The 16607-nt window shown below is 70.0% G+C and carries 29 protein-coding genes; 27 read left to right on the forward strand and 2 right to left on the reverse strand.

Annotated elements, in window-relative coordinates:
* Positions 1-2: 2 nt before the first annotated feature.
* The 7 genes from NOO62_RS05350 (at position 3) to NOO62_RS05380 (ending at position 3184) form a co-directional block, all read left to right on the forward strand.
* Positions 3-545: a hypothetical protein gene (locus NOO62_RS05350; RefSeq protein WP_268769746.1), complete on the forward strand. Its 543-nt coding sequence runs from the start codon at positions 3-5 to the stop codon at positions 543-545.
* Entirely contained in the window at positions 542-1054 is a 513-nt protein-coding gene (locus tag NOO62_RS05355) for a hypothetical protein (protein ID WP_268769747.1), read from the forward strand. The genes NOO62_RS05350 and NOO62_RS05355 overlap by 4 nt, the downstream gene beginning before the upstream one ends.
* Positions 1051-1656 (forward strand): hypothetical protein, encoded by a 606-nt coding sequence (locus NOO62_RS05360; protein ID WP_268769748.1) that lies wholly within the window; start codon positions 1051-1053, stop codon positions 1654-1656. The genes NOO62_RS05355 and NOO62_RS05360 overlap by 4 nt, the downstream gene beginning before the upstream one ends.
* A 75-nt stretch (positions 1657-1731) precedes the next feature.
* The gene (locus tag NOO62_RS05365; protein ID WP_268769749.1) at positions 1732-2037 is read left to right on the forward strand and encodes a hypothetical protein; all 306 of its coding nucleotides are present in this window, start codon (positions 1732-1734) and stop codon (positions 2035-2037) included.
* Positions 2037-2306: a hypothetical protein gene (locus NOO62_RS05370; protein WP_268769750.1), complete on the forward strand. Its 270-nt coding sequence runs from the start codon at positions 2037-2039 to the stop codon at positions 2304-2306. The genes NOO62_RS05365 and NOO62_RS05370 overlap by 1 nt, the downstream gene beginning before the upstream one ends.
* Before the next feature lie 285 nt (positions 2307-2591).
* Positions 2592-2813 carry a hypothetical protein gene (locus tag NOO62_RS05375; protein WP_268769751.1) on the forward strand — a complete coding sequence of 74 codons (222 nt, stop codon included), beginning with the start codon at positions 2592-2594 and terminating at the stop codon, positions 2811-2813.
* Between the two features lie 110 nt (positions 2814-2923).
* Positions 2924-3184: a hypothetical protein gene (locus NOO62_RS05380; RefSeq protein ID WP_268769752.1), complete on the forward strand. Its 261-nt coding sequence runs from the start codon at positions 2924-2926 to the stop codon at positions 3182-3184.
* A 43-nt stretch (positions 3185-3227) separates the two neighbouring features.
* On the opposite strand, the gene NOO62_RS05385 is transcribed toward NOO62_RS05380, so the two are convergent.
* Positions 3228-3398, reverse strand: a complete 171-nt coding sequence (locus NOO62_RS05385; RefSeq protein WP_268769753.1) for a hypothetical protein — start codon at positions 3396-3398, stop codon at positions 3228-3230.
* A complete protein-coding gene (locus NOO62_RS05390; protein WP_268769754.1) occupies positions 3395-3646 on the reverse strand; it encodes a hypothetical protein in 252 nt (83 codons plus the stop codon). Before NOO62_RS05390 ends, NOO62_RS05385 begins: the two co-directional genes overlap by 4 nt.
* Before the next feature lie 102 nt (positions 3647-3748).
* Between NOO62_RS05390 and NOO62_RS05395 the strand changes: the two genes are divergently transcribed.
* From NOO62_RS05395 to NOO62_RS05490, 20 genes are all read left to right on the forward strand, one after another.
* Positions 3749-4084 (forward strand): DUF6011 domain-containing protein, encoded by a 336-nt coding sequence (locus tag NOO62_RS05395; protein WP_268769755.1) that lies wholly within the window; start codon positions 3749-3751, stop codon positions 4082-4084.
* A 16-nt stretch (positions 4085-4100) separates the two neighbouring features.
* Positions 4101-4307 carry a hypothetical protein gene (locus NOO62_RS05400; RefSeq protein ID WP_268769756.1) on the forward strand — a complete coding sequence of 69 codons (207 nt, stop codon included), beginning with the start codon at positions 4101-4103 and terminating at the stop codon, positions 4305-4307.
* 284 nt (positions 4308-4591) lie between these two features.
* Entirely contained in the window at positions 4592-5215 is a 624-nt protein-coding gene (locus tag NOO62_RS05405) for a hypothetical protein (RefSeq protein WP_268769757.1), read from the forward strand.
* 70 nt (positions 5216-5285) lie between these two features.
* The gene (locus NOO62_RS05410; protein ID WP_268769758.1) at positions 5286-5774 is read left to right on the forward strand and encodes a helix-turn-helix domain-containing protein; all 489 of its coding nucleotides are present in this window, start codon (positions 5286-5288) and stop codon (positions 5772-5774) included.
* A 9-nt stretch (positions 5775-5783) separates the two neighbouring features.
* Entirely contained in the window at positions 5784-7079 is a 1296-nt protein-coding gene (locus NOO62_RS05415) for a PBSX family phage terminase large subunit (RefSeq protein ID WP_268769759.1), read from the forward strand.
* Entirely contained in the window at positions 7079-7309 is a 231-nt protein-coding gene (locus NOO62_RS05420; RefSeq protein WP_268769760.1) for a hypothetical protein, read from the forward strand. Before NOO62_RS05415 ends, NOO62_RS05420 begins: the two co-directional genes overlap by 1 nt.
* Positions 7293-8867, forward strand: coding sequence for a capsid protein (locus NOO62_RS05425; protein ID WP_268769761.1), 1575 nt, complete (start codon positions 7293-7295; stop codon positions 8865-8867). The genes NOO62_RS05420 and NOO62_RS05425 overlap by 17 nt, the downstream gene beginning before the upstream one ends.
* Entirely contained in the window at positions 8830-9966 is a 1137-nt protein-coding gene (locus NOO62_RS05430; protein ID WP_268769762.1) for a phage minor capsid protein, read from the forward strand. Before NOO62_RS05425 ends, NOO62_RS05430 begins: the two co-directional genes overlap by 38 nt.
* A gap of 390 nt (positions 9967-10356) precedes the next feature.
* The gene (locus tag NOO62_RS05435) at positions 10357-11160 is read left to right on the forward strand and encodes a hypothetical protein (protein WP_268769763.1); all 804 of its coding nucleotides are present in this window, start codon (positions 10357-10359) and stop codon (positions 11158-11160) included.
* 15 nt (positions 11161-11175) lie between these two features.
* Positions 11176-12240 carry a major capsid protein gene (locus NOO62_RS05440; protein ID WP_268769764.1) on the forward strand — a complete coding sequence of 355 codons (1065 nt, stop codon included), beginning with the start codon at positions 11176-11178 and terminating at the stop codon, positions 12238-12240.
* Positions 12241-12242: 2 nt separating this feature from the next.
* Positions 12243-12734 carry a hypothetical protein gene (locus tag NOO62_RS05445; RefSeq protein ID WP_268769765.1) on the forward strand — a complete coding sequence of 164 codons (492 nt, stop codon included), beginning with the start codon at positions 12243-12245 and terminating at the stop codon, positions 12732-12734.
* Complete coding sequence (locus tag NOO62_RS05450; protein ID WP_268769766.1) at positions 12731-13297, forward strand: hypothetical protein; 567 nt, start codon at positions 12731-12733, stop codon at positions 13295-13297. The genes NOO62_RS05445 and NOO62_RS05450 overlap by 4 nt, the downstream gene beginning before the upstream one ends.
* Before the next feature lie 12 nt (positions 13298-13309).
* Positions 13310-13819 (forward strand): hypothetical protein, encoded by a 510-nt coding sequence (locus NOO62_RS05455; RefSeq protein ID WP_268769767.1) that lies wholly within the window; start codon positions 13310-13312, stop codon positions 13817-13819.
* A 9-nt stretch (positions 13820-13828) separates the two neighbouring features.
* On the forward strand, positions 13829-14236 hold the full coding sequence (locus NOO62_RS05460) for a hypothetical protein (protein ID WP_268769768.1): 408 nt from the start codon (positions 13829-13831) through the stop codon (positions 14234-14236).
* Positions 14233-14547, forward strand: a complete 315-nt coding sequence (locus NOO62_RS05465) for a hypothetical protein (protein WP_268769769.1) — start codon at positions 14233-14235, stop codon at positions 14545-14547. Before NOO62_RS05460 ends, NOO62_RS05465 begins: the two co-directional genes overlap by 4 nt.
* Positions 14544-14894, forward strand: a complete 351-nt coding sequence (locus NOO62_RS05470) for a hypothetical protein (RefSeq protein ID WP_268769770.1) — start codon at positions 14544-14546, stop codon at positions 14892-14894. Before NOO62_RS05465 ends, NOO62_RS05470 begins: the two co-directional genes overlap by 4 nt.
* Before the next feature lie 59 nt (positions 14895-14953).
* On the forward strand, positions 14954-15385 hold the full coding sequence (locus NOO62_RS05475; RefSeq protein WP_268769771.1) for a minor capsid protein: 432 nt from the start codon (positions 14954-14956) through the stop codon (positions 15383-15385).
* Positions 15386-15400: 15 nt separating this feature from the next.
* Positions 15401-15871 (forward strand): phage tail tube protein, encoded by a 471-nt coding sequence (locus NOO62_RS05480; RefSeq protein ID WP_268769772.1) that lies wholly within the window; start codon positions 15401-15403, stop codon positions 15869-15871.
* A complete protein-coding gene (locus NOO62_RS05485) occupies positions 15871-16380 on the forward strand; it encodes a hypothetical protein (RefSeq protein ID WP_268769773.1) in 510 nt (169 codons plus the stop codon). Before NOO62_RS05480 ends, NOO62_RS05485 begins: the two co-directional genes overlap by 1 nt.
* Positions 16381-16433: 53 nt before the next feature.
* Positions 16434-16592, forward strand: a complete 159-nt coding sequence (locus NOO62_RS05490; protein ID WP_268769774.1) for a hypothetical protein — start codon at positions 16434-16436, stop codon at positions 16590-16592.
* Positions 16593-16607 lie beyond the last annotated feature (15 nt).

The following is a 16607-nucleotide window of genomic DNA, read 5'->3' on the forward strand; positions in this document are numbered from 1 at the left end:
TCGTGACCGACAAACCACCGCCCATCACTCCGACCCGCGTCATCCCCGCCGCCGCACCCCTGCCCGCGCGGCCGCCCCAGCCCGGCGAGGTCCCGCCCTGGCACACCCCGCCGCCTCCTCCCGCACCGCCTGCCGCGGCCACGCCACCGCCGCCGTGGTGGCCGCCGCCCCCGGCACCCGGCACGATCGAGCTGCGCGTCACCTACGCGCCCGTACCCGTGGAGCCCGAGCCGTCGCGCTGGCAGTGGCTGTGGAACTGGCTGCGCCCCTGGCAGTCCCTCGCCGCCGCCGGGATCGCCCTGCTCCCGGTGTTCGACGGTTACAGCCTGGCGACCGGCTGGGGCGCCGCCCTGCACGACGCCCGCACCACCGCATCCGTTGGCGCCGCTTACGTCCTGGCAGGCGTTGGCATCGGGGCGGCGCTGCTCCTCGACCGCACCGGCCGCCTCCTGCACCGCGCCCTGCTCGTCACCTCGATGGTCGGCGCGCTCGGCGTCATGGACTGGTGGGATCCCTTCCTCTTCCTCACCGGAGTCTCCCGATGACCGGCACCGCCACCCTGACCCTCGGCGGTCTCCTCGCCGCCCTCCTGGTCCTGATCGCCAACCTGTACCCGTGGTGGACCGGCAACCGGGAAATGAAGCAGCTCGCCGCGTTCGGCAAAGGCTTCATCGCGGCGGCCTGCGCCGCCGCCTGCCCCGGCGGCCTCCTCGGCTGGGCCCACACCCGCTCCGGCACCATCGCCAACGGCGCAGGCGAACGCACCGGTTCCGTAGCCACCGGCACCAGCTCCGCCTCCGGAATCACCAACGGACAGCTCCTCGGCCTCAGCGCCACCGGAGCCGTCATCGCCGTGTGCGTCGTCTTCCTGGTCGTGCTCGCCTACAAGGCCGCCGGGAAGCAGGACAAGAAGAGGATCCTCGGCGGGGCCTTCGTCGGATCCGTCCTGCTGCTCACCGCAGGCGTGGCGGGCGCCCTGGCCTGGCTGCCCGATGCCCTGAACACGACCGGCGTCGCCGTGGTCGACGCGGTGCAGGGGACGGGGGTCCTGTGAGCCGCCTCTCCCGAGCCGCCGACCGGATCGCCACCGGCTCCAGCATCCTGACCCGGCGACTTTTCGCCGGGGCGGCTGCCTGGTGCGCGCGTGGCCGCCGCGAGGATCTGACCGGCTGGAAGGCTGTCCTCGGCATCCTCGTCCGCGCCCTTGTGCTGGGCCTGGGGGCCTACCTCGCCGCCCGCATCGTGCGGGCCCTGCCCTGGCTGCTGTGGCTCCTCGGCGCGCTGTGGCTCGGCGCCGCCTGGAGAGCCTCCCGCAAACGTCCCCCTCCCCCCGCGGAGGAGTACCCCGCCGGGGTCCCTTCCGGGGGCGACGGCGAGGCACTCCGGACCCTCCTCCTCGACCTCATGGGCACGGGCTCCGCGGTGCACCTGCGCACCGTCCTGCAGCACCTCCAGCGAGACCCCGAGACGGCGTCGCTGACGGCCTCCTGGACGATCGCCGATCTGCGCTCCCGTCTGGAGGCCCAGAACATCCCCGTCCACCCCAAGGTCAAGGCCTGCGGCGGGGGCCCCACGCGGGGCGTCCGGCGTGAGGATCTGGCCCCTTCCCCAGCCGCGCCGCAAGGGACGTCTACCACGCCGTCTACCGCCGTCTGACCTGCACGTCTACCGGCTCATCTACCACCGTCTACCGCCGTATCTACCCGCCGTCTACCGCCCGTGGAGAAGTCCATGACCATGCCCACCCACCCGCAGACCGCCGAGGCCCTCGACGCCACCATCCGCGCGATGGAGACAGACCCCCGGCTCGACGCTGACGCAGCGGCCCGCCTCGCCATCCACGGTGACGCCAACTGGCAGATGCCGTACGGCGACACCACGGATTCGATGCTGTACGAGGCGGTGGTCGATGCCATCGCTCACGACCACGCCCCGCACCTCGACGCCGACGAGCGTGACCTGGCGCAGGAGCTGAGCCCCGCCGACGGACTCCGCGCCGCTCGCGCCGCGTCCGCCCGACTGCACTCCTACAGCTGATGAAGACGCCACCGAAGCGCGATCACGACCGGTGGCTGCGGATCTTCGACAGTCCGCCCGTCGCCGACATCGACCCGGCCGCGCCCTACGCAGCGCAGGCCAGCTACGACGACGGAAAGACCTGGGATGCCTCGCACCCCACCACCGGGCACATCCTGCGCCTGGCCATGACCGAGGTGCTGTACGACGAGCGCTCGGTCGAGATCACCGGGGACGTCGTCACGGTGCAGCAGCCCGTGCTGCTCGCCCGCTACACGCCCACCCACTGAACCCCGGGGCGGCCGCCCGCCTGGCAGCTGACCGACCGCCCCGGTCCTCATCCCGCACACACGAGACAGGACCACCATCATGCGACGACGCCTGGCGCGTATCCGCGCCGCCCTCGGTATCGACCACACGACGTACTACTGCGCCCGCTGCGGCGGGCATTTCCCCGTCTCACACTTCCCCTGTATCTGACCCAGTCCACACTGAGACCGAGGCCCCGCCGCACCCCCGTTGCGGCGGGGCCTCACCCATATCGCCACGGGCGTGCACACAGAAGGGACACCACCATGCACATGGACGACCCCGACAGCGAGCTCGGATACGACCCCGACCACTACACCGACCAACTCGCCGACGAGACCGAATACGACGACCTCGCCGACGACCCGCTGCACCGACCGACCGTGGCCAGCATGTCCGATGAGACAGCCGACGCCGTTCGTGCCGAGATGGACCGGCGTGAAGCCGCCGGGCTCCCGGCGGTCCCCGAAATGCACTGGGAGGACTGACCTCGGCGCCGGGCCCCGCCGCACTGGCGGGGCCTACGCCGTTCCCGCCCCAGCCGGCTCCCCGCCCCGCTACGCTCCGGCGCCACAGCCGCATACACCAGGGGGTGCAGGTGTCCAGGTACAGCGACGTGCAGAAGGCCGTCAGGGTCGAAAAGCTGCGGATATGGTTCGCGTGGATGTGCGGGGGCTGGGTGGGGCTCGGCGTCATCATCGCCTCGCAGGACATCCGCATAGTCAGTGTGGTGACGCAGGTGGTGTTCGGGGGGCTGGGCATCGTGGCGACCGTGGTGGCGGTGCGGATGACGAGCGCTCTCAATCGGCGGGCGGAGCGGGAGCGGCGGGCTGTACTCGGGGACGACTTCCCGGGCTGATGATGCAGAGGGCCCCGCCCGGTGATTCCGGGCGGGGCCCTCGTCATGCGGTGGGCGTCTCGCCTGGGCGCTCCGGGTAGTCCACGCAGCCCTCTACGTGCCGGATCTCGACGACTGTCCCGTCTGTGCGGCCGACGATGATGCGCACGTCCTGGGCGTCCTGGGTGGCGTGGCAGTGAGGGCAGTCGATCTCGCCCTGTGGCAGGTCACTCACGTGTTTGCCTCCTTTTTCGGCCGGCCGCCTTTGCGCGCGCGCCGCTCGGCCAGTTCCTCCTCGGCGGCGGCGAGCTCGGCGAGCTCGTGCTCGTCGCCGTGTTGCTGAATGAACGTGCGCACATGCTCGACGAGGTCGGCGCTGCGATCAATGCCCTGTCGTCCGGCGGCGGTTCCGTAGGCGTCCCACATGCGGCGTGGGATGCGGAACTTGGTGCTGAAGGTGTGGTCCGTCGACGTCTCAGCCATGAGCCTCATGTTCCCACACAGTTAGTTTGGCGCCACCTCTTGTGTGGGTACACGGTTCACGTTTACCGTGTACCCACAAAGTTAACGACCGGGGGGGCAGCAATGCAGAACACCACAACCCACACCAACTGCCTCCGCTGCGGCCGCACCCTCACCAGCGCCAAGAGCTGCGCCACCGGCTATGGCCCCACCTGCGCCCGCAAGATCCGCACCTCAGCCGTCGACCTCGCCGACTACAAGCCCCACCAGGTGCAGTCGGCCCGCGAGTTGATCGCCGACGCCGCGATCACCCCCCTCCGCAGCGTCGTCTTCCTCACCGCCTCCACCGACGGCACCGAGACCTACCGCAGCGCCCCCACCGCCTGCACCTGCCCCGCCGGACTGAAGGGCTCGCACTGCCACCACCAGCTCGCCGCCCGCCTACTGCTCGCCGCCTGACCCCAGGGAGAAGCTCGTGTCTATCGAAATCAACGTCGGCGACACGGTCCTCCTCCGCCGCGCCAGCGGCTTCGCCATCAACGGCCGTGGTGAGTACGTCCAGTTCCACGTCGTGGATGTCCTGCAGCTCGGCCCGGACCTGATGTGCCGGATCAAGACCTTCGACCGCGAGGGGCAGATGCACAACGGACTCCAGCCCGCCGACCAGCTCACGCGCTACTGACCCGCACACACAGCAGGCCCGCCCCCACCGTCAGGGGCGGACCTCTTCGCACCGCCCTTGGTGCCCGATCACTACGCCCGTAGTTGCGTTCCGATCGATCGTGCCCCACACTGAGCCGCAGATCCGGCATGCCCGGAAACAACAGGCCCGCCACCGCGCGGGCCTGACGCGTATACAGGCCTTGCTCCGCCATCACCGTGTCACAGCGACGTCACTATGCCTTCACGATCTCCCCACATGCCGCATGATGCCCCTTTCAGCACACGCGCATCCCAGGGGGGATCATGCACACCCGCACCACCATCGCGGCACTCATCGCGAGCGCCAGCCTCCTCGCACTCACCAGCTGCGGCCCCGACGAGGACACCAGCACCGGCACCAGCCAGGACAAGCCCGCCGCCACCAAGGACGCGAGCGAGAAAACCGAGACAGCGGCACTGCCCGACATGACCGGCAAGGGCCTCCAGTCCGCGCAGGACCAGGCGCAGAAGGCCGGGTTCTACGCCCTCACCTCCCACGACGCGCTCGGCCGCGACCGCATGCAGGCCTTCGACCGGAACTGGAAGATCTGCTCGCAGACCCCGAAGGCCGGCGACCACCCGACCGACGCGAAGGTCGACTTCGCCACGGTGAAGCTCGAAGAGACCTGCCCGGGCAAGGACGCCGGCGCCGAGGAACCGCAGGCCGCAGGTGCGACGATGCCCGACTTCAAGGGCAAGGCCGTCAAGGTCGCGCGCGGTGCCCTCGATTCCGGGACGAGCCTCACCGTTGAGGACGCTTCCGGGCAGAGCCGGTTCATCCTCATGGAGTCGAACTGGAAGGTGTGCTCGCAGGAGCCCACCGCGGGCGCCAAGCTCGACGGGCAGCCGGTGAAGCTCAACGCGGTGAAGTTCGAAGAGTCCTGCTGATCCATCCGTAGACCGGCCCGGCCCCTCCCGTGAGCGGCCGGGCCTTCGCACGCCCACAGGAGGTGACCCCGTGGCCGTACGCCGGGACATGCGCAAGGTCACCGACGCCGAACGCGCCGAGATCATCCGCCTGCACGGTGAGGGCAAGGGCCGCAACGAGATCGCCCGCCTCATCGGCCGCGCCCCACGCACCGTCAGCATCGTGTGCGGCGAGGAGGGACTCGTCTTCGACGTCACCATGACCGAGGAAGCCACCCGCCACCGCGTCGCCCAACTCGCCGACCGCCGCGCCATGCTCGCCGAAGCCCTCCAGGACGATGCCGAGCGGCTGAGCGCCCAACTGTGGGAGCCCTCGACCGTCTTCCGTATCGGCGGCTCCTCGAACTCGTACACCGAGCGCAAGGTCGACGAGCCCCCGGCTGACGCGAAGAAGGACCTGATGGCGTCGGCCGGCATCGCCATCGAGAAGAGCCTGAAGCTCGTTCCCCCGGAGCGCGAGGACACCGAGGGCCTGGCGGCCGTCGACAAATGGCTGAGGGGAATGATCGGCGGCGAGTAGGGGGCGGCGATGTTCAAGCCCCTGGCCGGGAAGTCCCTGCGCGCGACGCAGCTGGCGGCCGCGCGCGGGAATCTGTGGGAGGGCGCGGTCCGCTCGGGCAAGACGATCGGGTCGATCATGGTGTGGCTGCGGTACATCCGCACCGGCCCGCCCGGCGCCCTGCTCATGGTCGGCAAGACCGAGCGGACGCTGAAGCGGAACATCATCGACGTCATCGAGCAGATGGTCGGCAAGAAGCGCTGCGTCTACCGGGCCGGTGCGGGCGAGGTCGTGATCTTCGGCCGCACGATCTACGTGGCTGGGGCGAACGATGAGAAGGCCGTCGACAAGATCAAGGGGTTGACCCTCGCGGGCGCGTACTGCGACGAGGTGACCACGTACCCCGAGACGTTCTTCCAGATGCTGGAGACCCGCCTCAGCGTCGCCGGGGCGCAGTGGTTCGCCACGACCAACCCCGAGGGCCCGAACCACTGGCTGAAGAAGCAGTACCTCGACCGCGCCCGCCTGCACCTGCGCCGCGACGGAACCCTGGTGGAGACGCAAGACCCGGACGCCCTCGACCTGGCCCGGTTCTCGTTCACGCTGGACGACAACCCCACCCTGCCGGCCGACTACGTGGCCTCGTTGCGGCGGTCGCATCAGGGGCTGTTCTTCCGCCGGTACATCCTCGGCGAGTGGTGCCTGGCCGAGGGCGTCATCTACGACGCGTTCGACGAGGCGAAGCATGTCGTCGACCTGGTCCCGGAGATCTCCCGGTGGATGTGCGTGGGCCTGGACTACGGCACCGTCAACCCGTTCGCCGCCCTGCTCATCGGGATCGGCACGGACGACCGGCTGTACGTGGCTAGCGAGTACCGGCACGACTCACGGGTCGCGCGCAGGCAGATGACCGACGCGCAGTACAGCGTCGGGGTGCGCCGCTGGCTGGCGAACTACGAACACCGCGGGCAGAAGGGCGTCCAGCCTTCCTGGATCTTCGTGGACCCGTCGGCGGCGAGCTTCATGACGCAGCTGTGGGCGGACGGAGTGCCCGGGGTGGCGAAGGCCAACAACGACGTGAAGGACGGCATCCGAAGCGTCAGCACGGCGTTCGGCGAGGACGTCCTGTCCATCCACCGCTCGTGCACGGGCCTCCTCCAGGAGTTGCCCTCGTACGTGTGGGACGAGAAGGCGTCCGCGAAGGGCGAGGACAAGCCGCTGAAGGTCGACGACCACAGCGTGGACGGACTGCGGTACGGGCTGCACAGCTCGGTGCATGAGTGGCGGCACCTGCTGCCGGTGACATCCCTGGAGGTGGCTGCGTGATGGCGGCAACTGTGTCGATTCCCGTGTACCTGAGCATCGGCGGCGGCTCCACCGTGGAGATCGGAACCATCGAGCTCACCGCGGACTCGCGCGGCGTCATCACGCTGACCGCGTTCGACATCTCGGCCGCGTTGCGTGAGACGGCCGACGCCATGGACGAAGCAGCACGAGCACGCGAGGCCGAGCAGCAGAACACCGACGAGGGGGTGGACGATGCCGCTCCCGAGTAAGGGCATCGCCTGGCCGCCCGTCCACCCCGCGGTGCGGGCCGACATGGCGGACTGGTCTGCCTGGCTCGCCGCGAACCCGGACAGGCTCGCCTACCGCTACCTCAACCGGCACCGCGACAACGCGCGCTTCGGGCCCGCCGAGAACCGGCCGAGCCAGTACCGCGGCGGCGTCGTCGGCCGCGTGTCCCGCTGGTTCTGGGGTGAGCCGACCCCCCTCGGCGAGAAGCGCGCCAACCTCCTCATGCCGCTCGCCCGGGACATCGCCCGCACCTCCTCCGACCTCCTGTACTCCGAGCCGCCTGCCCTGAAGGTCGACCACACGGCCACCCAGGAGGTCCTCGAAGAGCTCCTGAACACCGGTCTCAAGCGCACCCTGATCGCCGCGGGCGAGACCGGGGCCGCGCTCGGCGGCTCCTACCTGCGGATCGTGTGGGACGACGACGTCAGCCCCCTGCCGTGGATCAGCCGCGTCCGGGCCGACTGCGCCGTCCCTGAGTTTGTGCACGGCGAGCGCCTGCGCGCGGTGACGTTCTGGACGGTCCTGGAGGTCGACGGTCAGCGCGTCGTCCGCCACCTGGAGCGCCACGAGCCGGGTGTCATCCTGCACGGCGTGTACGAGGGCACCGAGGACAACCTCGGCAAGCCCCGCGGCTTGGACGAGTTCACGGCCACGAAGGGCCTCCTGCCCGTGCGGCAGCTCCCCGTCGGCATGGAGCGGCGGATCCTCGCCTCGTACGTCCCGAACACCATGGACGCCCCCGACTGGATCGACATCCCCGGCGCCGCAGGCCTCGGCACGTCGGACTTCCAGGGCGCGGAGACGTTCCTGTCGGCGATCGACGAGACGTACACGTCGTGGATGCGGGACATCCGTCTGGCCAAGGCGCGGATCATCGTGCCGTCCGGGTACCTCCAGTCCAACGGGCCTGGTGATGGGGCGCTGTGGCAGGACCGCGAGGTGTACGCGGCAATGAACATCCCGCCCACCGCGGACCAGTCCATCACGGTGAACCAGTTCGCGATCCGGCACGAGGAGCATCGGGCCACGATCGAGGAGTTCGCGGGCAAGGTCATCCGCAACGCGGGCTACTCCGGCGGAACGTTCGGGGACGACGGTGACGGCGCCGCGGTGACCGCCACGGAGATCAAGGCGAGAACGGCGCGGAGTATGACCACCCGCGCCCGTAAGGCGGAGCTTTCCGTCCCGGGCATCGCGGACATCACCGAGTCGTGGCTCATGCTCCTCGCCTCGCCCATGTTCCCTGGCGCCCCAACCGTCCAGGTCGAGCGGCCGCGAGTTGAGTTCCAGGACTCGGTGCAGGACGACATCAAGACCCTCGCCGAGACCGCCGAGTTGCTGCGCCGTGCCGAGGCCGCGTCCACGGAGACCCTCGTTGGCCTCACCCGGCCCGACCTTGACGAGACCGCGCAGCGCGAAGAGGTCGACCGGATCCTGAAGGAGTCCGGCCGCGACGTCGCCGATCCGGCCCTTACCGGGGCCGAGGGTGAGGGGGTGCCGCATGCCGGTTTCCCCAGCGATGGCGGAGGACTTGGCTAGTGAGGTCGTCCGGCTCTACGAGGACGCCGAGGGCGCTCTCCTGGAGCGCCTCGCTAAAGCCCTGGAGGCGGACCTTGAGTCGCCGCGGTGGGCGGAGCTGAAGCTCGCCGCGATCGGGAACCTGCGGACGGCAGTCGAGGCGGTCACCGAAGCGCTCCAGGCCGACACGGACGGCAAGGTCCGCGAGGCCCTCGTCGAGGCGTACAACCGCGGTCGGCAGGCGGCTGTCGCCGAGCTCGGTGCGCTGGACATCGGCCGTGAGCTCGTCGCTCGCCGCACCCTTCCGGGCGCGCCCGCGGTGGACCGGCTGGCGGCGTCGCTCGCGCAGGACACGCGCCCGCTGTACGTGCGCATCACGCGCGCGGTGGTGGACGCGTTCCGGTCGATCGTGGGCCGCGCGTCGGGCGGGTTGCTGCTCGGCGCTATGACGCGGCGGCAGGCCTCGCAGCGGGCCCTCGATCAGTTCGCGGCCCGCGGCATCACCGGGTTTGTCGACAAAGCCGGGCGTTCCTGGGACATGGCCTCGTATGCCGAGATGGCGGTCCGGTCAGTTACCGCACGGGCGGCGATCGAGGGGCACACGGATGCCCTCGCGGAGATCGGGGTGGGCCTGGTCATCGTCTCCGACGCGCCGCTGGAGTGCCCGCTGTGCGCGCAGTGGGAGGGCGAGGTGCTGGATCTGTCCGGCGAAGCGGGTCCGCACACGGTCGTGGCCGAGCACACGGTGCAGCCTGGCGGTTGGCTCGCGCCGACGCGGACGGTCGTGGTGCACGTGGCCGGGTCGCTCGTCGAGGCCCGCTCGAAGGGCCTGTTCCATCCGAACTGCCGCCACAGCTTGGCCGCGTACCTGCCCGGAGTGACGACGCGGCCGCCGCATCACGCGACGCCCGGCACGACGTACGAGGACACCCAGCGGCAGCGACAGATCGAGCGGCACATCCGCCGCTGGAAACGCGCGCAGGCCGTCGCCATGGATGACGCAGCACGCCGCCGTGCCAGCGCATTCGTGCGCAAGTGGCAGGCTGCGCAGCGCGAGCATGTGGAAGCCCATGACGACCTACGGCGCAAGCCGCAGCGTGAGCAGCTAGGCGCTCGCTGACTACGCCTCCTCGGCAGCGTCCTCGGCATCTGAAACTTGTTCAGGCGTGCAGTGTCCGTCGCACTTCTGCCCCATAGCCCGGCCGATCACCTCGCCATCGGCGTCCACCGTGTAGCGGGCGTACCGAGTCTGTTCGCAACTCGGGCAGGTTCCATCAGGCTTCCACTGATCCCGGATATCGCTCATCTCTCGAAGGTAGGGCGATGGGCGCGCGGCGTCACGACTCTGGCTTCGGCCCGCCTGGTGCGGGCCGGGAACACCGATCCGCCTGGTGCGGGTCACTCCTGAAGGCCCGCCAGGCGCGGGCCATCTGCACATCCCTCGGGCACGCCAGGCGCGGCCCGCCCCCAAGCTCGCCAGGCGCGGGCGACATATGCCCCGGAGGGCACGATGCCGAAGAAGACCCTGCCCCGATACCGACTCGCAGGCGCCGGATGGGCACACCCCTACGGTGCTGCCCCATTCTCCCCGTTCCTGTACGCGGACGGAGGGGACGGCGACGGCTCCGGATCCGACAACGGCGACGGCAGCGGTGACGGCCAACACGGCTCGGGAGGTGACGGCGGCTCCGGTGACGGAGACGGCGGCGGCTCGAGTGCTGGCTCCGGCAAGGGCACCGACACCGGGCAGGGCAAGAGCGGTAAGGACGGCGACGACCTCGCCGCCACGGTTAGGCGTCTGGAGAAGGAACTCGCCGAGGCCCGCAAGGACGCGGGCAAGGCCCGCACCGACGCCAAGAAGCAGGCGGCCGACGACGCGGTCTCAGCGCTCACGCAGCAGCTCGGCAAGGCGCTCGGGTTCGTCAAGGACGACACCCCGCCGGACCCGAAGGCACTCGCCGACGCCATCGCGCAGAAGGACACCACGATCACCCAGAAGGACTCGGTGATCCGCGCAAAGGACGTCGAGCTCGCGGTGTGGACGCGGGCCGACAAGCTCCAGGCCCGCGCGGGCGCGCTGCTCGACTCGCGTTCTTTCGTCGCCAAGCTCGCCGAGCTCGACCCCTCCGAGAAGGGCTTCACGACCGCCCTCGACACCGCGATCAAGGAAGCGGTGAAGGAGAACGCCGCGTTCGCAGTCCCCGCCGCGGCGGGGAAGAGCGGCGGCGACCTCTCCGGCGGTACCGGCGAAGGCGCGGCAAAGAAGCGTGCCGGATCGCTCGCGGGAGCGGTCCAAACCCACTACGGAAACTGACATCAGGAGTACCCCATGCCCGTGACGCTCGCTCAGGCGCAGCTCAACACCCAGGCGGACATCGACTTCGCCGTCATCGACAACCTCCGGCGTAACAGCTGGCTGTTCAACAACTTCGTGTGGGACGACACGGCGACCCCGGGCACTGGCGACAGCTCGCTGACCTACGGCTACACCCGGCTCCTGGCGCCGTCTTCGGTGTCGTTCCGCCGGTTCAACGAGGAGTACGTCCCCAACCAGGCCACCCGCGAGCGTAAGAGCGTGGAACTCCACCCGCTCGGCGGCGCGTTCACCGTCGACCGCAAGCTGGCTCGGCTCGGCCCCGCCGCCTCGAACGAGATCAGCTTCCAGCTCGCGCAGAAGCTCACGAGCATGCGGACCCGCTTCCAGCAGGAACTCATCCTCGGTGACACCGCGGTCGATGACGCGGGTTTCGACGGCCTCGACAAGGCCCTCACCGGGCAAACCACGGAGTACCTGCCACTCGCCGAGGGGGTGGCGATCGGCTACCTCGACTGGTCTCCGGCCACGGTCAACAGCGAGGACATCGCCATGAGCGCGTTCGACGCGTTCGACGACTTCCTCTCTCGGATCATGGGCTCGCAGACCGGATCCGGCGACACCGGCGCCGACGGCTCCGTCCCTCCGGGCGTCAAGGCGATCCTCGGCAACACCAAGTCCATCGCCCGCATCAAGGCCCTGGCCCGGCGCGCATCCCAGTTCACGTCGGAGCGCAACGACCTCGGAGTCCTCGTCGAGCGCTACGGCGACTGGGCACTCGTCGACCTCGGCGACCGCGCCGACGGCTCCGCCCCGATCATCCCGATCCGCTCGGCGGACACCGACGGCGGCGGCGCGGGCGGCACCATCACCGGCCTCACCGACATCTACGCGGTGTCGCTCGGCCTGGACGCCTTCCACGGCGCCTCGATGGCCAGCGCCCCGCTCGTCGAGACCTACCTGCCCGACTTCACCCAGCCCGGCGCCGTCAAGAGCGGCGAGGTCGAGATGGGCCCGGTTGCGGCTGTCCTGCGCAACACGAAGTCCTGCGGCGTCCTGCGCAACGTGAAGGTGCGATGACCATGAACAAGTTCCGGATCGAGGCCCCCGTCCGCTCCTACACGGGCGAGTCCGTTGGCGTCTCCTTCACCAAGGGCACCGGCTACGTCGACGACTCGACGAAGGAAGGCCGCGCGGCCATCGAGTACTTCCGCCGGCAGGCCTACGGCATCTTCCCCGCCGACGAGGCCACCGAGGAGGACACCGAAGCCACCTCCAGCCCCGAGACTGACGAGGCGCTGACCAACCTCGGCCACGGCTCCGCCCCCTCGGTCGGCCTCGGCATCGGCACCCCCGAGCAGCAGCCGCCCGTCACCCCCGTCGACTTCGACCCGTCCAAGCGCAGCCAGGACGAGGTGATCGCCTACCTCGACATGGCCGACGACGACGAGGTGCAGCGCGTCAAGGCCGCCGAGGCCGCGGGCAAGGACCGCAAGCAGATCGCCGCCTACGAGCGGAAGACCACCCCCGTGCCGCAAAAGAGCGGGGACGACGCGAAGGGACAGTCGGCATGACGCTCCTCGGCACGTTCAAGGGGAACCCCCGCAACGACCTCGGCTGGCTCAACTCCGCCGGCCGCCCTGATCCGGACGTCACCTTCCACCGGGCGAACCTGCCCCGCGTGGGTCTGGACGACGTCCCCGCCGCGGCGACCGGCGTCATGTGCTCCGTCGCGATCTACCTCCAGGACGGCGACCTCGTCAGCAACCTGACGTTCGTCAGTGCGGGTACGGCTGGTGGCACGCTGACGAACCAGATCGCCATGCTGTACAACGGGGCGGGCGCCCTGATGGCGCAGTCGGCGGACAAGACGTCCGAGGCGTGGGCGGCGGATACGGCGAAGGTGTTCGCGCTGGCGTCGGCGCAGCGGATCACTAAGTCGGGCATCTACTACGCGGGCCTGTCGATCGCTGCGTCCACGGTGCCCACCCTGGTTGGTTCGGTCGGTGCGAAGCCGGTGCTGACCGGCGAGGGCAACCTGTCTCAGACGTCCGGCTCTGGCATCGGCGCGACAGCCCCGACGACGATCGCCACGCCCGCGTTCAAGCGGCACGTGCCGCTCGTCATCGCGACCTGATCGGAGATCGTGATGCCTGTATCGAGTGCGCTGTCGATGGCAGCGACGATCGGCCAGACCAAGGCCCTGGATCTGACCACGGTGGCGGACCCGCTGCAGTTCCGGCGGGCCGTGAACCTCACGGACGGCACCGCCGCGGGCAAGGCAGACCGGGTGTTCCACGACCGGCGCACGCTCGCCGCGTCGGGTACGGAGGACCTCGACCTCGCGGGGGTACTCCTCGACGCGTTCGGCGCGGCGATCACCTTCGCCCGGGTCAAGGGCATCTACATCAGCGCGGCCGCCGCGAACACGAACAACGTGATCGTCGGGGCGGCTTCGGCGACCCAGTGGGCCACGCTGCTCAATGCGGCTGGCACGGTGACCCTGCGGCCGGGCGCGACGTTCGGGGCGATGGCGGGGCAGGCGGACGCCACGGCGTACGCGGTCACCGCTGGTACCGGGGACCTGTTGAAGGTCGCCAACTCCGGGGCCGGGTCGAGCGTCACGTACGACATCGTCATCGTCGGCGCGAGCGCATAGGAGGCTGCCGTGGGCAGGGTGTACGCCACGACCGCCGAGTTGGAGGCGTTCACCGGGCAGCCCGCCCCGGCGAACGCTCCCCGGCTGCTGGCACGGGCCTCACGGCTCGTGTCAGCCGCCACCAAGGCCGCGATCTACGACACCGACCCGGCGGGCTACCCGACCGACACGGACATCCGCGCGGCGTTCCGTGACGCCACCTGCGCGCAGGTCGCGGAGTGGGCGAAGAGGGACGCGGCCGGGTCTGGGGAGAGCGACGACGTCGTGGCGGGCCCGTGGACGTCGGTCAGTGCGGGTGGGCTGTCGTTCTCTCGGCCGTCGGCGCCGACGACGTCGGCCGACGACACGACCTTGACCCCCGAGGCCTTGGAGATCCTCGCGGATCTGGACCTGTGTCAGGTGGTGTGGTCGGCATGAGGTTCCCGCGCTTCCTTCAGCGGCACACGGTGTTGGTGGAGCCGTTCCTCGGCAACTCCTCCACCGGGTCCGTGTACGGTCCGGCCGTCGAGGTGCGGGGCCTGCTGGAGCAGAAGACCCGACTCGTCCGCAACGCTGCGGGCGAGCAGGTCACCTCGTCCTCGACTCTTCGGGCGCCGCTGGAGACCGCGGCTCCCGCGAAGAGCCGCGTGAAGCTGCCTGACGGCAGGACGACGGTCGTGATCGCGGCGGTGCGGCAGGACGGTGCGGGCCTGCCGGTGCCGAATCACCTGGAGGTGCAGCTCCAGTGACGCAGTACGCGCGCATGGACTGGCAGGGCTCCAGGCTGTGGACCTCGCGCGGCCGGCGTCTGGCATCCGAGGGTGTGCAGCGTGCGCTGGAGCATGGTCTCGGCGTCTCCAACACCCGTGTGCCGCTGGAGGAGGGCACCCTCGAACGCTCCGGCCGCGTGGACGTGGACGGGCTGAACGGCGCGATCTCCTACGACACGGTGTACGCGGTCCGCCAGCACGAAGAGCTCACCTGGAAGCACCTGCCCGGCCGCCAGGCCAAATACCTGGAAAGCGCCATGAACGACGAGCGCGAGGTCATGCTCCAGCTCATGGCCGTCACGCTGCGCCGCTTCTTCCGCGGCTGACCTCCCACACCTCGAACCCCCGCCCGCTGCGGGGGTTTTCGCATGTCCGGAGGTTGCCCGTGGGTCACACCAGCTCGATCGTCTCCGGTCTCGCCGAGCTCTTGGCGGCCGAGGGCCTCGGCGTGTACCGGCCCGCCGGGGTGTATGCGCCTGACGAGATCGCGATCTTCCTGCACCGCATGCCCGAGGCCCCCGACAAGGCGTTCGCGATCACCCCGTACCCGGTGGAGGACACCGGCCTGACCGACGTGACCGACGGCCTGCAGATCCGCATGCGTGCGGGTCCGGACCCGCGCGAGGTCCTCGACATGGCCGACGCGGTCCGCGACCTCCTCCACATGCGCGAGGGCACCGTCGTCGGCGGTGTCCGGCTCTCGCTGATCTGGCGGCAGTCGCAGGCCCCGATGGGTCAGGACGAGCACGGTCGCGAGGAGCTGACCAGCAACTACTACGCGCGTTCGACGCGCCCCTCACCCCACGTGTACGAGTAGAAGGAGGCGGCCGTCATGTCGACGCCGACCGAGACCGCTCTGGCCCGCCGGTGGCGGCTGGAGATCAACATGGGCACCGAGGCCGTGCCCGACTGGCAGCTCTGCCCCGCTGTGACCGAGTTCCAGTGGACAGCCGAGCCGAACCACGAGGACGACACGAGCTACGACACCGACGGGTGGGGTGAGAACACCAAGACCGGCCAGGACTGGGAGGTCGAGGTCACGTTCAACCGCAAGGCCACCCCCGACTCGACCGCGTACTCCGCCGTGCACGAGGCGATCCGGCTGGCGTTCTTCGCCTACGGCGAGCCGTCCAAGGTGCACCTCCGCTTCTTCGACCGCAACGGGCTGCCCGAGGCGTACGTCGGCAAGGGCCTGCCCAACTGGGAGCCCCAGGGCGGCGAAGCGAGGGATCTGGATCAGGTGCAGGTCACGTTCACCGGCACGGGCCCGCTCACCCCGATCACGAACCCGGTGGCCCCCTGATGGCCGGGAACTTCGCGGTCCTGGAGGAGTTCCAGGACGACGCGCTCACACTGCCGGTACGCCTCTCCGACGGATTGGTGAAGGAGTTCCGTATCCCCTCGCCGTCCGCCGAGGACGGCCTGAAGGTGCAGAAGCTCATGGAGCAGGGCGCCCGCATGGCCGACTCCGGCACCCCGATGGACGCCGAGGTCCTCGACGACGCCCAAGAGCTCGACCTGTTCCAGACCGCGCTGGGTTCCGCGTACGTCGAGCTGATGGGCGCCGGGCTGGACTGGTCCCGTGTACGGCACGTCGCAATGACCGCCGTCATGTGGATCACAGCCGGGTTGGAGATGGCCGAGAAGTACTGGGAAGCGCAGGGCGACCCTTCTCGGGTGGCCCCGCCGAATCGAGCGGCTCGACGGGCGGCCTCATCGGCTGCGGCGAGTACGACGAAGCGACGGGGCTCTACGAGTGGTACGAGCACCCGCACGGCCACCGGCCGCGCCCGAAAGGCCGCGAAGACCTGACCTGGGGCCTGCTCCTGGACGAGTGGGCCCTCATCGAGGCCGACCTCCACGAGGTGTACGGCATCGACCTCGACACCCCCGGCCTCATGCAGGCCCGCACCTGGCGATGGCTGCGCATCCGCATCCTCGGCCTGCTCTCCGCCGAGTCCCGGCTGAGCAGGCACTTCGCTCCACCTGAGCCGAAGCCTTCCCGGCGCACCCCCCGTCACTGATCTCCCCGAGGGGGT

It is taken from the genome of Streptomyces sp. Je 1-369 (assembly GCF_026810505.1).
Taxonomy (GTDB): domain Bacteria; phylum Actinomycetota; class Actinomycetes; order Streptomycetales; family Streptomycetaceae; genus Streptomyces.